Origin of the sequence: Synechococcus sp. W55.1, assembly GCF_047461655.1 — a bacterium.
GTDB lineage: Bacteria > Cyanobacteriota > Cyanobacteriia > Thermostichales > Thermostichaceae > Thermostichus.
Genome location: NZ_JANSHN010000001.1, coordinates 213,592 through 228,480 on the forward strand (window position 1 = coordinate 213,592; position 14,889 = coordinate 228,480).

Here is a 14,889-nt window from a genome sequence, read left to right on the forward strand (position 1 = left end):
AAGAGGCTGGTGAGCGCCAAGCCAAAAGTTGCACGAAACTCATGGACGCTTTGCGGTGTGGCGGACATGTTACTGGGCTTCCAAACACAACTCATCCTCAACCACAAGCAAACAACTCTAGCAGCTCAACATGCTGGGGTAGCCCGCCACGCCTACAACTGGGGCCTAGAGGTCTGTCGGCAAGCCCTGGAGAACCAGCAAAAACTCCCCACCGCCATTGACCTGCACAAGCGCCTGGTAGCTGAAGTGAAGCAAGCGCATCCCTGGTACTACCAGGTCTCCAAATGCGCCCCTCAGCAGGCACTCCGCAACCTGGAGCAGGCCCTTAAGCGCTGGCGCAAGGGGCTAGGTCAGTTTCCCCGCTTCAAGCGCAAGGGGGTGCAGGACAGCTTTTACCTAGAAGGCAGCATCCGCATTTCTGGCAACCGCATCAAGGTGCCCATATTTGGTTGGCTGCGCTGTGCAGAGCTGCTTCCGGCGACCACACCCAAGAACGTGGTCATCAGCCTTCGCGCTGGGCGTTGGTACATCTCCTTCAAGTACGAAGCTCCAACACCCCAGGTGGAGAAGACCGGAGAGGTGGTGGGAGTGGACTTAGGTATCCATCACCTGGCCACCTGCTCCGGCGGGGAAGTATTTGCGAATCCCAAGCCCTACCGCAAGGCCAGGCAGCGGCTGGCTAGGCTGCAACGGCGGCTGAGCCGCAAGCAGAAGGGATCCACCAACCGCAAGAAGGCGGTGGTGCAGTTGGGCAAAGCTCACAAGCGGGTGGCAGACATCCGGCAAGACAGTCTGCACAAGCTGACGACTTACCTGGCCAAGAGATACCGGGTGGTGGTGGTAGAGGACTTGCAGGTAAAGAACCTGCTCCAGAACCGCAAGCTGGCGGGATCCCTGTCAGACTGTGGGTTCTACGAGTTGAGGACTCCGTCCCGCTATCGCGAACGGCGACGGCTAGAGTACAAGGCCCGGCTCTACGGCTGTCAGGTGGTGGTGGCGGATAGGTTTTATCCGTCCAGCCAACTGTGTTCAGGGTGTGGGCACCGACAGAAGATGCCACTGCAGGAAAGGGTGTTTTGCTGCCCGTGTTGTGGTCTGGAGCTAGACCGCGACTTGAATGCAGCCCTAAACCTGTTGCGGTGGTACAGAACTACCCCAAGCTCTGGGGGAAGTGACGCCTGTGGAGACTCCTCTGGCGGGGTGGTGGGGGTGAACTCTGCCGCTAGTCATGGGTCGCTGAAGCAGGAAGGAAGCAGAAGCGCGGCAGGCACTGAACACTCTGGCAGTGTTTGTTAGCGTTTCGTAGGTCTTTCGGAGCGGATGGTACACAAACCTTGGTTCAAGCTCCTGCAACCGGATGTAGTAGTAGCCGGTACCGTCCTGCGGCTGCGGGCAGAGGATCTGTGGTCTTGGCAGGTGAGAGGCATCATCTTTGACGTGGACGACACACTGGTGCCCATTCGACAGGCGGAGGTGGATCCCGCTGTGGCTGCTTGGCTGGAGCAGTTGCGTCCGCACTTTCAAATTTGGCTGGTGAGCAACAACCTCAATCGCAGCCGCATCCAACAAATCGGAGAAAGCCTGAACCTGCCCTACATTCACCGCGCTGGGAAACCCTCACGGCGGGCCTTGCGGCGGGCCGTAGCCCAGATGGGCTTGCCGGTAGAAGCAGTGGCTATGGTGGGCGATCGCCTGTTGACGGATATTTTGGCGGGCAATCGACTGGGGTTGGTAACCGTGCTGGTCAACTCCCTCTTGTCCGAAGCAGTCGAAAAGAACCCTGCTACCCTCTGGGGGCCGCGCTTTTAAGAGATTTGAAGATTGGACAACAATAGTTGCTTGTCCCTCACCCCCGACCCCTCTCCCAAGGGGAAGAAGGGAGCTAGGAACCGAGGCAATAGGCCAGTTTGCCGTTATTTCAGATTAGGGTGAGATGCCTGGGCTACTGAAAAGAGCCCTAGGGATCCCTGCATTATTGCTCCGCAACGCTGACGCGAAGACGCGACGACGCGACCAACGTTTTAGGTGTGGGTAGAGTGTCCTAGTTTGAATCGAAATGACCAACTACCTGACCCATCTACTCCAGTTTTTTGTAGAGTGACGGCAGGTGAGCCGGATCCCGCATTGAGGCCCAGTGGGCAGCGGTGTGAGGGCAGTGTGAGATCCAAAGGTCAACCATGCGAACCATCCCTATCGTCAAGTCCGCCATGCAACGGCTAAAGTCCATGCTGCAAAAATCCCTGCGTTCTGCTGCGACTTCCCCCGGCTCCAGATCCTCGCTTGTATCCAATGGACGGAGCCTGATCAAGCTGGGCAGCTTTCTGGCCTTGCCTTTGATATTCTCGACATTGCCCGGTTGGGCTTTAACATTGGTGGCGCGTCCAGATCTGCGCGACCTCAAACGTGCAGCCGTGGTTCGGGTGGTCAACTACAACACCCTGGTTGTCCAGCTTGAAGGAGACTTGAATTTGCGGCTGGTGCAACTGATTGGGATCGATCCCTTGCCTGACCCGATCAACCCCAACTGGACAGAGTTGCGCGGACAAACCCCTTTGGCAGTTTACAATGCCGGCCAATATTTGCAGACTGCTTTGCTGGGACGTGAGGTGTTTTTGGAGTTGGATCCTGCCCTAGCCCCTGCTCCCACCTTGCCTGCCTACGTTTGGCAAGCCAACACCCTCATCAACCAGGAAATGCTGTTTTTGGGGCACGGCCTGTTGTCGCCTCAAACCGATGGCTTGAAGTACGGCCCCATTCTCACCGAAGCTGCCGATGCAGCCAAAAGACAAGGACGCGGCTACTGGACAACCTACGGCCCTCGCTAGAGACCAAGCCAAACGCAGAGCGTTGATAATTATTCTCAACAGCTATCTTCCGCCGGTTGGTGAGAGGTAGGTATTGTGGGCATAGCTGCTCCGAAGGGCAGTGAAACAGCCTGAAGATTCTGAGCTTTCCTCTCCACATCTTGGTTGGTCACCCCTCAGAGCCGAGCTGCCGGGAAAGGGTTGAACCGTTCTCTTGGGATTTCTCCCTTGTTTATGATGATCTCGTGTGGGTTTCCAAGCGTAGTCTGCCCAGCTCCTCAGGGATCCCACTGTGGGGTTTGGAGTTCCCTATGGCGGATGAGTTGCCATTTACCTTAGATCAGCTCCTCATTGTGCGGGCAATTGCCCAGCAGGGTAGCTTTCGCCGTGCTGCCGATAGCCTGTTTGTCTCCCAGCCTGCCGTCAGCTTGCAAGTGCAGAACTTGGAGCGACAGTTGGGAGTGGTGCTGTTCGACCGCAGTGGGCGCAAGGTGGAGTTGACGGATGCCGGGAAAGTGCTGCTGCAGTACAGCGAGCGCATCCTCAAGCTGTGCCGTGAAACCATCGAGGCGCTGGCGGATTTGCAAGAAATGGAGCGGGGGCATCTGGTTTTGGGGGCCAGCCAAACGGTGGGCACCTATGTAATGCCTTCTTTGATCGCGCAATATCACCGCCGCTACCCACAAATTTCCGTGCAGCTCTTGGTGCAATCCACGCGGCGAATTGCCCAGAAGTTGGTGGACGGCCAATTGGACGTGGCCATTGTTGGCGGGGAGATCCCCTTTGAGCTGCAGCGGCACTTGAAGGTGATGGCTCTGGCGGAAGATGAATATGTGTTGGTCGGTGCCCCCGGCTGTGCCATCGACTCTCCTGCGCTTGTGGATCTGCTGGCTTTGCCCTTCATCACCTTGGATCCCCAGTCGTCCACCCGGCAAACCATCGATCGGGTACTGAATCGCCACGGCATCAACCCTGCCCAATTGAATGTGCGGCTGGAGCTCAGCTCGATTGAGGCGATCAAAAATGCCGTCCAGGCGGGGTTGGGGGTGGCCTTTCTGTCCATGGTGGCAGTGGGATCCGATGTGGAACAGGGACGGTTCCAAAAGCTGGTGGTGGAAGGGCTGCAGATACGGCGTACCCTCTGGCTGGCTTTTAACCCAGAGCGCTATCAATCGCAGGCGGCCACCCGTTTTCTCCAGGGGCTGCTGACCCGCCAAGACTGGCTGAAAACCCCCCCGCCCCATTTGCAGTTGATTGGTTGAGCTGCAATGCGTTACGGCCTTTTCCGACTTGATGGGATCTCCGGTAGATTTCCGTGGGTTAAGTGGGATCCCTGTTCAAAGAAATACGAAAGATACATCTGTGTGGGTGCATTTGCTGTAGCCAATGCTGCCTTGGAAAAAGCTGCATCTGCTGAATCTGTCTGAGTCTACTAACCATAAGCCGATGACCACGCAAACGCTGTTGGAACGGCTGCCTTTGGCGCAGCGCTTGGCAGAGTTACAAGCCCGCGTTCAAGGGATCCCGCTGCACAGGGTGGAATTGAAAGGGCTGAGCATCGCAGGGGCAGAGTCCTGTTGGGCTGCCTATCGAGAGTGGGGAAAGGGGATCCCACTGCTGTTTCTGCATGGCTTTATGGCCACTCACGCCAACTGGTGGCCGCTGATGCAAGAGCTGGGAGACGAGTATCGCTGCATTGCCTTAGATTTGCTGGGGTTCGGGCAGTCTGGCCAACCGGCTTTGCGCTACGACATCGCTGCAGAAGTGGAGTTTGTGCGCGGATTTGTCCAAACGCTGGGCCTACCTGCTCCGGTTTTGGTGGGCCATTCCTTTGGGGGATGGGTGGCAGCGGCCTATGCAGTACGGTATCCGCTGAGGGGATTGGTCTTGTTGGCTCCTGCCGGGATCCGCGACGACGGCTTTGTGAGACGCTACAACCATCTGCGGCCCTTGCTTTGGGAAAGCGCTTGGGTAGATTGGTTGCTGCGGGCGATCACCCCCTTGGCCCGCTGGTGGCATTGGGAAGACCAACTGGCCCAGCTCTTGTGGTTGCGCGGATCCCTGCGCCAACAGCCAGTCGCTCGGCAATTTCTTCGACAACGTCTGCGCCCGCAAGCTGCCGTCGATACGGTTGAACGTTATCTCCAACACATTCAGGCCCCCACACTGGTGATCGCCGCCGAACAGGACGACACCATTCCCCTCTGGCACTGCCAAACCTACGCAGAAGGGATCCCTGGGGCTCAGCTCAAGATCTTGCCCGGCGCCAGCCACGCCATCCCTGCCTTGCATGGGGAACAAGTGCTGCCCCTAATTCGGGAATTTCTCGACACAGCCCTTTCCGCCCAATGGGGGCTTTGAGCTGGGGGTGTAGCGTAACGCCTGACTCTAGAATGGACGGAGAGCGTCTGCAAGACTCCGCAGTGTTGCAAAGCAACACCGCCAATCTCCTCACCACTGGAACAAACTCTACCTTGCATCCTTTGAGCGGTTCAATCCAACTGGAACTGATCAACTTGAGCGCATGAAAGCCGTAGTCATGAGTGTGCCCGGCGGGCCAGAGGTTCTGCAGCTTCGAGAAGTACCTGAACCTCAGATTCGCGGTGAGCGGGAGCTGCGCATCCGCTTGAGAGCAGCCGGCGTCAACCCCATCGACACCAAGCTGCGGCGACGGGGCACCTTTTATCCAGAAGAGATGCCGGCCATTTTGGGGTGTGACGGTGCCGGCATTGTGGAAGCTGTGGGATCCGGAGTTAGGCACTTTGCGGTGGGAGACGAGGTGTACTTCTGCCACGGGGGTCTGGGCAAGCAGGCGGGGAATTACGCTGAGCTGATCGTGGTGGACGAGCGTTTTGTGGCCCCCAAGCCCAGAACTCTGAGCTTTGCAGAAGCTGCCGCTGCCCCGCTGGTGCTGATCACCGCCTGGGAAGCGCTGTACGACCGGGGACGTCTCCAGGCCGGCCAAAGTGTGCTCATCCACGGGGGAGCGGGTGGAGTTGGCCATGTGGCCATCCAACTGGCCCGTCTGCGGGGATCCAAAGTGGCCACCACCGTGAGCACCCCGGAAAAGGCAGAGTTTGTCCATTCCCTAGGCGCCAGCTTGCCCATCTTCTACCGGCAGACAGACTTTGTGCGCGCCGTTTTGGACTGGACAGGGGGGGAGGGGGTGGATCTTGCCCTGGATACCTTGGGCGGCGCGGTGTTGGAGCAGACCTTTCCTGCAGTGCGCGTGTACGGAGATATCGTCACCCTGCTGGCTCCGGCTCCGGAGACGGACTGGCGGGTGGCCCGCGACCGCAACCTGCGGGTGGGATTTGAGCTGATGCTCACCCCGATGCTGAAAAACCTCATCAACGCCCAGCAAAATCAGGCGGAAATCCTCAGGCAATGTGCCCGCCTCATCGACCAAGGCCAACTGCGGATCCAGCTCACCCACACCTTTCCTCTGGCCGAAGCGGCTGCCGCCCACCGGTTGCTGGAGCAGGGATCCGTTCTGGGCAAAATTGCCTTAACCATCCCCGAGTAGGCATGCTGGAGAAAGCCCGTTGAGGATCTGCCCATGGTTGCTCCTCTCACCCCCCACCTGCTGGAGAACGAGAGCTTCTACGAAAATGCCCTCTGCTGGCTAGGGCGACCCCAGACGGCCTATCGACTGTTGAGCGAAGCAGTTTTTCCTGCCATCTCCTCTTGGGTGCGGGGGGAGGTAGATAGCCACTCTTTTAACCACTGGCAACTGGAGGATGTGCGCACCTTTCTGTATCCGGTGGTGGCCTTGGGAGACCAAGAAACCCTTGTTCTCTCCAGTGAAGCCCTGCTCCTCTGCGGCATCGGCAACTATTACAACCCCTGTGACTTGGCCATTGTGGTGTTTGTGCAGCAGCCCCAAGAGCTGTTCAGCCAACTGATGCAGCGCATTCGCCGGGCCGAAGCCACTATCAGCCGCGGGCCAGACGTGCGCATGCTCTCGGAACAGGTGAACCTGGCCAAGCGCGGACAAGACTACATCAACACCAAATATCTGGTCTGGCCCTACGCCCTTTCCAGCGCTGCTCAAGATACGCTAATTCAGCAGGGGATCAGCCTCATCCGTCTTTCCCCCCAAGAAGCCGCCTTGCCCTTTAAGGAATAGGTGGAGGACAATCTGCTCTGTCGGCGGAAGATAGGGATCCCCGTCCAAGCCCTTTTTCCATCTCTATCGTTTTTCATGGTCGATACCCACCTGCCCCCCTTGATCCAAGCGATGCTGGATCCCGCCTTCTACCCTCATCCGGTACGGGATCCCGTGCAGCTTGTTCAAACCCACATTTCCTATATTCTGCTGACAGGGGACTATGCCTATAAAGTGAAAAAGCCTTTGGACTTTGGCTTTTTGAACTTCACCACTCTGGAGAAGCGACGCCACTTTTGCCAAGAAGAGTTGCGCATGAACCAGCGCGGCGCTCCCGGCCTCTATCTGCAAGTTTTGCCCATTGTCCAGACCGATGGCCGATTTCAGCTCAACGGCAGCGGCGAGCCTGTAGAATACGCCCTGCAAATGCGGCAATTTCCCCAAGAGCAACTGTTCAGCAACCTGTTTGAGCGGGGAGAGCTGACGCCGGCCTTGATGGAGGAGCTGGGGCGGGTGGTGGCGAGGTTTCACGCCCAAACCGAGACCAACGATTACATCCGCAGCTTTGGCCGGCCAGAACGGGTGCGAGAAGCCTTCGACGAGAATTACGCCCAAACCCAGCGCTACATCGGCGGCCCGCAAACGGCTCAGCAATATCGAGAAACCCAAGCCTACACCGATCGCTTTTTTGCCGAGCAGCAGGAGCTCTTTCAACAAAGAATAGAACAAAACCGCATTCGCGAATGCCACGGAGATTTACACCTGGGCAACATCTGTTTTTGGGAAGGGAAGATCCTGCTTTTTGATTGCATCGAGTTCAACGAAGCCTTCCGCTTTGTGGATGTCATGTACGACGTATCCTATGGGGTGATGGATCTGGATGCCCGCCATCGCCCCGATCTGGGAAACGTCTATTTGAACACTTACCTGGAAGAAACCGGAGATTGGGAAGGGCTGAAGATCTTGCCTATTTATCTCAACCGCCAAGCCTACGTGCGAGCCAAGGTCGCCTCTTTTTTGCTGGAGGATCCCACGGCAACAGAGGAAGCTAAGGCCACGGCCTTCAGTACCGCCGCCCGCTATTACCGTCTTGCCTGGGAATACACCCTCCCCAAGCAGGGGCAATTGTTCCTGATGTCAGGATTGTCGGGATCCGGCAAAAGCACGGTGGCCCGTCACTTGGCCCGTCAGCGGGGGGCCATTCACATTCGCTCCGATGCGGTGCGCAAGCATTTGGCCGGGATCCCTCTGCGGCAACGGGGGGGGCCGGAGGTTTACACCCCGGAGATGACCGATAAAACCTACCGCCGCTTGGTGCAGTTGGGAGTGGAGCTGGCCCAGGAAGGCTACACCGTGATTCTGGATGCCAAGTTCGACCGGCAGGCGCTGCGGGGGATGGCCATTGAGCAGGCCCAACGCCAAGGGATCCCGCTGCACATTCTCCACTGCTACGCCCCTGAACCTGTTTTGCGGGAGCGCCTACAACGCCGTAGCTCAGCTCCTCAGCCCCTCTTGGCCCCAGCCGGCTGCATCGATGGGGATCAGCAGCCCTCTGCCGACATTGCCGATGCCACCGCCGAGATGCTCTCCCAACAGCAGGCCCACTGGCAGGATTTTTCCGAGTCGGAACGGCCTTTTTTAAAGGTTTTGGATACCAGCCAAGATTGGCAATCTCAACTTCAGCAGGTCTAGATCTCGACTCAAACTGCACAAAGTCGAGAGAATTAACATCAGCAAGATGGATTTTGCCGTTTCTGGGTTAGAGAATGGCAGCAGCTTTTTTGGGCAGGGATCCCTTTCCAAAGTAGAGGTCAAAATTGGGTCTAAAGCTCTGTCCTATTGGTACGCAGTTCGCCTCGGCGGGCCATAGACCTGAGAGAGACGGTAGGCTGAGGGGCATGTTGACGTGTCTGTGCAGGCCCACCCTTTTCCCATCCCACTCGACCAGAACTGACCACGTGCAGGAGGATCCCACGGTGAGCGATGTAACTCCAGATGACCTACGCCTGATGCTCCTGTTTGAGGGCTTTCCTCCTGAGAGGCTAGAGCCTCTGGCCGGGCAAATGTCGTTGCGCTCCCACCCAGTCAATCAGGCCATCTTGTTACAAAATGACTGGGGTAACGCCGTTTATTTCATCCTGGAAGGGTGGGTCAAGATTCGCACCCATGATCTCGAAGGCCGGGAGATCACCCTCACCATTCTTGGTCCAGGGGAAATCTTCGGGGAGATGGCTGCTTTGGATGAAGCACCTCGCTCTACCGACGTTGTAGCTCTAACCGCCACCAAAGTCGGTTGTCTGTCGGCCCAACACTTCCTGGCTTTTTTGGCTTCTGATCCTCAGGCCAGCATCCGCCTTGCTCAGCTCATGTCGCGCCGCTTGCGGCAGATCAACCGTCGTCTGCAGTTGCGCGAGGCCAGCAGTACGGCCCGTGTTGCCGATATCCTGCTGTTCTTGGCCGAATCTCGTGGCCGGGTTAGCCGGAGTGGTGTAGAGATCCCCAACTTGCCCCATCGGGAGCTGAGCAGCCTCAGTGGCCTGGCTCGGGAAACGGTCACTCGCGTTCTGTCTAAGCTGGAGCAAGAGGAGCTGATCCGCCGGGATCGCACTCGAGATGTTCTCTGCATCCCCCAGATGGAGGCTTTGGAGAAACTGATTGGCTAAATTGGGGGTGCCACCAGTTGTCGAAAGCCCTCTCGGCATCGTAAGATAGTAAGCCCAGAGCCGGGATAGCTCAGTTGGTAGAGCAGAGGACTGAAAATCCTCGTGTCACCAGTTCAAGTCTGGTTCCTGGCATCTGCTGTGGATGATGGGGCGGGCTTGGGTCAACGACCTGAGCCTTTTTACTATGCCGGTGATCAAGGGCAGAAATGCACAAAGGCCAAGGCGCTGGCAGTATCGTGCCTTAACACTGGAGAAAGCAGATCGTCCGAGTTAACAGCCAGAGAAGTTGCCCGCTAAAGTCGTCTTGACCAGATCTGGCCGTGGGGATAAGGGATCCCTTGATCGCCATTTCAAGGAGCTATGGTGTTCAACCCAAGAAGATTGAAAAAAAGGTTGTCCCTGGGCAGAAGCTGGCCAGGAAATCGGTCTGTGGGTCTGTAGCCACTAGCGGATGTACTGGGCCAAAGCCCGCGAAGAATAGCCCACCCGCAATTTGCGCAGGGCATCTCGCTCGATCTGACGAATCCGCTCCCGCGTCAGGTTGAAGTGATCCCCCACCTCCCGCAGGGTTCTTGCCTGTTGCCCATCTAACCCATAGCGCAACTCCAGCACTTGCCTCTCAATCGGCTTGAGGGTTTGCATGGCAGAACGCACATCCTGCTGCATCGATTGCACGAGGATCCCTTGAAAGGGCTGCTCTTGCCGCTCATCTTGCAGCAAATCTCCAAGGCGGCTTTCTCCTTCCTGGCCGACCGGCACATCCAGCGACAGGGGCAAAGCAGCAGCCTGTTGGATCATGCGCAGTTTCTTGACTTTAATGCCCAAGGCTTCTGCCAGCTCCGCTTCGGTGGGCCGCCTCCCCTGCAGCTTCATCAGCTCGCGGTTGGTGCGCTTGAGCAGGCGCACTTTGTCGACCATGTGTACCGGCAGGCGAATCGTCCGTGCTTGATTGGCAATGCAACGGGTAATGCCTTGGCGAATCCACCAATGAGCATAGGTGCTGAAGCGAAACCCCCGCTCCGCATTGAATTTTTCGGTGGCCCGGATCAACCCGATATTGCCCTCTTGGATCAGATCCAAAAACGGCACCCCCCGATTGAGGTATTTCTTGGCAACGCTGACCACCAGGCGCAGGTTGGCGTTGATCAGCTTGCGTTGAGCTTGCTCCCCTTGTCGGATGCGGGAGCGTAGGGTGGATACGGAAATCTGCAGGGCCTCGGCCAAAGCCTCGTCACTGGGATCCTCCCCCCGCTGTTGCCGCCATTCCTGCCGGGCTTGATCGATGAGGAGCTTTTGCTGAATTTTGCGCGACAGCTCGATTTCCTCAGCGTGATCGATGCGGGGCACGCGACCGATGGTATTCAGGTAGTGATCGACAGCGTCCTCGTTCAACCGGGATCCGCCGGCAACCGGCTCTGGATCAACTTCTGCAAGAGCATCTTGGGGGGCAGACTCAGGGTCGAACCAGAGATCGTCAAACTCCTGAGGCGAAGAGGCAGAGTGTTCAGGATGAGGACGAGAAAAAACCACGGCCAGGTGAGGAGAGAACTTCATCTCCCAGTCTAAAAAGGTTTCTGCTGCTGCTGCGAGCGAAAATCGATCATGACCCTCTTTTTTGTCCGGAGATTTTTCCGTTTAGATGCGGGAACAGCAGGGATCCCATCCGTCAAGTCCTTGTAGGCAAGGGGTTGCCCGGCAAAAAGCGGTAAGCGATTTTCGATCTAGACCTTGAGATAAGATTGTTCCTGAGCCAGTCAGCTCAACGGCTGCCGGGTGGGATCCCAGGAAAAGGGAACCTTGCCAGCTCAGGCTACCATGTGAGGATCCCTCAACTTCCTCAGTCTGGAAAAGAATATTTACGGCTTTCTGCTCCTATGGAGTCTAACGACCGGCACCATCCATCGGCCAACTTGATTGGGGAACGGGTGCGCTGGGTACGGGAGAAGCTGCAACTCACCCAAGATCAACTGGCGGGTCGCTTGGCCAAGTACGGTGTGCAGTTGGACTACGTCAAAATTGGCCAGGTGGAAAAGGGAAAACGGCGCGTCATTGACAAAGAACTGGTGGCCTTTGCCAAGGCGTTGGGGGTATCGGTCACTTGGCTGCTGAGCGGAGATGAATCCCACCTGTAGCGGCCTGCGGGAAAGTACATCCGATACAGGGATCCCGAACAAAAGGACGTGAAGATACTTAAATACCTTGTACTCTCGGACGTGATCTCAGTCATTTTCCGTGTAAACACGGTAGGCTGGACTCATGAATAGATTGGCTTGAGGCCAAACCCCAGCTTTTCCTTGACCATCCGCGGGGGTGGGAAAAGCAGAGAGATACAGCGCCGCGCCGGAAGTACGGGTTTTTCCAAGAAGGATCTGGATCACAGGCTTCTTCACCTAAACTTGATATTGTTGACTTGGCGTTAAGCTCCCGCCGTTTATCTGTTTGTGTGAGGTTTGCCGATGCTCTCTTTCTTCTTCAATTCCAACAAGGCCAACAACCGACAAACCGGAGGCCACCGTGTGCCTGCTGCGAGCAAAACCACAGGCACGCAACGGATCCCTAACTACAACCGCCTTTCTGCCCCCCATGAGGTGCTCAAGCAGGAGAAGCAGAGGAAGCGGGAGCAAGAGTTTACCGAAATGGAGCAAAACATCAATCGCATTCGCTACTTCTACCAAAAAGCAGACATGCCCCTGGAGATGCGGCAAATTCTGACCTACCGTAAGCTGATGGAGCTGGACTACTTTACCCCACAGGCGGCAAAAGAGCTGCTCAAGCAATGGCAGCAGCAGGAAGAGCAAGAACGCCGTCGGGCTTGAGAAAAGGGCAATCGAACCTTGGCAAGTAGGCTTGTTGAGCCAAGAGTTCCCGGTCTACGGGTAAAGGCCGCGATCCTGTAGGGCTTGCGCCACTCGGCCTACCCCCAGGGTGTAGGCAGCCAGTCGCAGCGACACTTGCCGCCGTTCAGCCTCTTGCACCACCCGTTCAAAGGCACGTACCATCAGACCTTCCATCTCTTGATTGACCCGCTCCTCATCCCAGAAGATGTAAGAGAGTCCCTGCACCCACTCCAGATAGCTCACCACTACCCCACCGGCATTGGTCAGAATATCCGGCAATACCTGGATCCCTCGCGATTCCAAAATCCGGTCGGCGGCAAGGGTGGTTGGCCCGTTGGCAGCTTCTGCCACAATCCGGGCTTGAATTTGGTGGGCATTGGCTTCGGTAATTTGATTTTCCAGAGCGGCAGGGATCAACACGTCCGCTTTTTGCACCAGTAGGTCGGCGTTGCTGATGGGCTCAGCCTGTGGAAAGCCCGCCATGCGGCCTCCCCGTTCCTTCATGTAAGCTTTGAGGGCGGGGATATCCAGTCCATTAGGATTGTAAAGGCCCCCAGAACTGCCGGAAACCGCCACAATCTTAGCTCCCGCCTCATGCAGCAAGCTGGCCGCTGCTCCACCCACATTGCCAAAACCTTGGATTAACACCGTTGCCCCTGCCAGGGATCCACCGCGTCGGGCCAAGGCTTCCCGTACGGTGATCATCACCCCCCGTCCGGTGGCCAGTTCTCGCCCCCGAGATCCCCCAATCGAGAGAGGTTTGCCCGTCACTACTCCCGGCACCGCATGCCCGACATTCATAGAATAGGTATCCATCATCCAGGCCATCTCACGGGCAGAAGTTCCCATGTCTGGAGCGGGAATGTCCTCTGCAGGGCCGATATCCTTGATCAGCTCGCTGGTATAACGGCGGGTAATGCGCTCCAGCTCCGAGACCGAATAACGCCTCGGATCGATAGGGATCCCCCCTTTGGCCCCACCGTAGGGAATGCCCATAAGGGCGCATTTCCAGGTCATGAGCATCGCCAAGGCCGAGACCTCTTCAAGGGTGACCGCTGGGTGGTAGCGGATCCCCCCTTTGTAGGGGCCGAGAACGTTGCAATGCTGCACCCGATGGCCCGCCAGCACTTGGATGTGTCCGTTGTCCAGCCGCACGGGGATCGCCACCGTCACCACTTTGCGGGGGGTGCTGAGGATCGCCACCCAGCCGGGATCCAGCTTCAGCTCGCGAGCTGCCCAATCTAGGTAGCTGCAGGCCTGGGCAAGGGGACAGATATGGGCGGGAGAGGGAGGAGCAGAAGAGGCGAGCATGGGACTTGCAGCCATGGCGAAGAGAAGCAAGGGCTGTTTCCACACTATACCGCCGGGAACCGGAGAGGAACGTTCCGTAGCAAGCGTTACAAATAGTTGAGGATCTGCAGCAGAACAAAACAGAGGCCGGCACTGGCCAGGGGCACGGTCAGGTTATCCAACCCCCACCAAGAGAACACCTCCAGCCCCATGGTTATCCCCCCCACCAAGAGGCTGATGGCCAGCAAAGGGGGGGAGAAGCCAAAGTACCCCAGCAGCAGAGCCGCGATCACCAAGCTGCTCACCGCCCACATGGTCAGGGATCCCTCCCAGCTTTTTTGAAGGGATCCCAGTTGGTAGGGGTGTTTGCCCCAAGTTTTGCCCACCAAGCCCGCCAGGGCGTCGGCCCACGTCATCACCAATATGCCGATCACCGCGAAGACCTGTCGCTGGGGACGCCAAAACCAAAACAGCAACAGGCCAATGCTGATGGCGTAGAAACAGGTGCCAAAGCTGCGGCGACCGACCCCATTTAAGCTGGGCAAGATGGCCACTCGGTAGGAGAGCAGCGCCAAGCCGGCGAACACCAGAGAGAATCCCACCCCCAGCCAGCGGGGCACTTGCAAGGCCCAAGCCAACAAAATGATATTGCCCACGCCGATGTGGATGACCTTACGCACCCATTCCCCGTCCACCTGGCGGGAGCGCAACCATTCCGCAAAAGCGAATACGGAGGCCAGCCAGAGAGCATAGCAAGCAAGCTGCTGAGGCAGGCCCATGAAACGGCCTCAGAGGGTTTTCAAGTAGCTGAGCAAATCCGCCATCTCCTGGGGATCCGGCTGGAACTGGGGCATGGGAGGCGTTTTGCCACCGGTCACTTGCTGAATGATAAACCGATCCGAGCGGCGGCTGCTCACCCCCCGCAGACTGGGCCCTACCCGGCCATCCGCTTCTTCCCCATGACAGGCGGCACAGTTGAGGGCAAACAAGGATGCACCATGGCTAACCTGCCCCTGTAAGCTGAGGACGGCTTCGGTATAGGGATCCAGACGAGCCCCGGCACCCAGCCAAGCCCAAGCGAATATCCCCAGCCCCAGGCTGAGGAGGGCAAGACCCAGCCGAGTTTTTTGAGACCAGACACTTGTAAAGAACTGCTGCAAGGATTTGAGGAAGGGTTGTAAACGTCG

15 protein-coding genes and 1 tRNA gene are annotated in these 14,889 nt (G+C 57.5%); 12 read left to right on the forward strand and 4 right to left on the reverse strand.

The features are described 5' to 3' along the window. The first annotated feature begins 66 nt into the window (after positions 1-66). The 10 genes from NW816_RS00925 (at position 67) to NW816_RS00970 (ending at position 9,707) form a co-directional block, all read left to right on the forward strand. The gene (locus NW816_RS00925; protein WP_414407960.1) at positions 67-1,296 is read left to right on the forward strand and encodes an RNA-guided endonuclease InsQ/TnpB family protein; all 1,230 of its coding nucleotides are present in this window, start codon (positions 67-69) and stop codon (positions 1,294-1,296) included. 24 nt (positions 1,297-1,320) lie between these two features. Continuing rightward, positions 1,321-1,809, forward strand: coding sequence for a YqeG family HAD IIIA-type phosphatase (locus NW816_RS00930; RefSeq protein WP_414407916.1), 489 nt, complete (start codon positions 1,321-1,323; stop codon positions 1,807-1,809). A gap of 368 nt (positions 1,810-2,177) precedes the next feature. Further along, positions 2,178-2,825, forward strand: coding sequence for a thermonuclease family protein (locus tag NW816_RS00935; protein ID WP_414381517.1), 648 nt, complete (start codon positions 2,178-2,180; stop codon positions 2,823-2,825). Positions 2,826-3,115: 290 nt separating this feature from the next. Then, a complete protein-coding gene (locus NW816_RS00940) occupies positions 3,116-4,066 on the forward strand; it encodes a LysR substrate-binding domain-containing protein (protein WP_414374217.1) in 951 nt (316 codons plus the stop codon). A gap of 184 nt (positions 4,067-4,250) precedes the next feature. After that, complete coding sequence (locus NW816_RS00945; protein ID WP_414407917.1) at positions 4,251-5,165, forward strand: alpha/beta fold hydrolase; 915 nt, start codon at positions 4,251-4,253, stop codon at positions 5,163-5,165. 163 nt (positions 5,166-5,328) lie between these two features. After that, positions 5,329-6,330: a zinc-dependent alcohol dehydrogenase family protein gene (locus NW816_RS00950; protein WP_414407918.1), complete on the forward strand. Its 1,002-nt coding sequence runs from the start codon at positions 5,329-5,331 to the stop codon at positions 6,328-6,330. 33 nt (positions 6,331-6,363) lie between these two features. Then, on the forward strand, positions 6,364-6,933 hold the full coding sequence (locus NW816_RS00955) for a hypothetical protein (RefSeq protein WP_414406577.1): 570 nt from the start codon (positions 6,364-6,366) through the stop codon (positions 6,931-6,933). Positions 6,934-7,008: 75 nt separating this feature from the next. Beyond that, positions 7,009-8,604: an AAA family ATPase gene (locus tag NW816_RS00960; RefSeq protein WP_414407961.1), complete on the forward strand. Its 1,596-nt coding sequence runs from the start codon at positions 7,009-7,011 to the stop codon at positions 8,602-8,604. Between the two features lie 317 nt (positions 8,605-8,921). Further along, complete coding sequence (locus NW816_RS00965; protein ID WP_414374219.1) at positions 8,922-9,575, forward strand: Crp/Fnr family transcriptional regulator; 654 nt, start codon at positions 8,922-8,924, stop codon at positions 9,573-9,575. A gap of 59 nt (positions 9,576-9,634) precedes the next feature. Next, positions 9,635-9,707: transfer RNA gene (locus NW816_RS00970), tRNA-Phe, on the forward strand. 312 nt (positions 9,708-10,019) lie between these two features. On the opposite strand, the gene NW816_RS00975 is transcribed toward NW816_RS00970, so the two are convergent. Continuing rightward, positions 10,020-11,129: an RpoD/SigA family RNA polymerase sigma factor gene (locus tag NW816_RS00975; protein ID WP_414407919.1), complete on the reverse strand. Its 1,110-nt coding sequence runs from the start codon at positions 11,127-11,129 to the stop codon at positions 10,020-10,022. Positions 11,130-11,449: 320 nt separating this feature from the next. Between NW816_RS00975 and NW816_RS00980 the strand changes: the two genes are divergently transcribed. Beyond that, on the forward strand, positions 11,450-11,707 hold the full coding sequence (locus tag NW816_RS00980) for a helix-turn-helix domain-containing protein (protein WP_041436246.1): 258 nt from the start codon (positions 11,450-11,452) through the stop codon (positions 11,705-11,707). A gap of 324 nt (positions 11,708-12,031) precedes the next feature. After that, positions 12,032-12,391, forward strand: a complete 360-nt coding sequence (locus NW816_RS00985; RefSeq protein ID WP_414407920.1) for a hypothetical protein — start codon at positions 12,032-12,034, stop codon at positions 12,389-12,391. A 54-nt stretch (positions 12,392-12,445) separates the two neighbouring features. Here the strand turns inward: NW816_RS00985 and NW816_RS00990 are convergent, their stop codons facing one another. From NW816_RS00990 to NW816_RS01000, 3 genes are all read right to left on the reverse strand, one after another. Beyond that, positions 12,446-13,738, reverse strand: coding sequence for a Glu/Leu/Phe/Val family dehydrogenase (locus NW816_RS00990; RefSeq protein WP_414407921.1), 1,293 nt, complete (start codon positions 13,736-13,738; stop codon positions 12,446-12,448). Between the two features lie 71 nt (positions 13,739-13,809). Next, the gene (locus NW816_RS00995; protein ID WP_414407922.1) at positions 13,810-14,481 is read right to left on the reverse strand and encodes a diacylglycerol/polyprenol kinase family protein; all 672 of its coding nucleotides are present in this window, start codon (positions 14,479-14,481) and stop codon (positions 13,810-13,812) included. A gap of 9 nt (positions 14,482-14,490) precedes the next feature. Next, positions 14,491-14,862 carry a c-type cytochrome gene (locus NW816_RS01000; RefSeq protein WP_414357447.1) on the reverse strand — a complete coding sequence of 124 codons (372 nt, stop codon included), beginning with the start codon at positions 14,860-14,862 and terminating at the stop codon, positions 14,491-14,493. Positions 14,863-14,889: the final 27 nt, after the last annotated feature.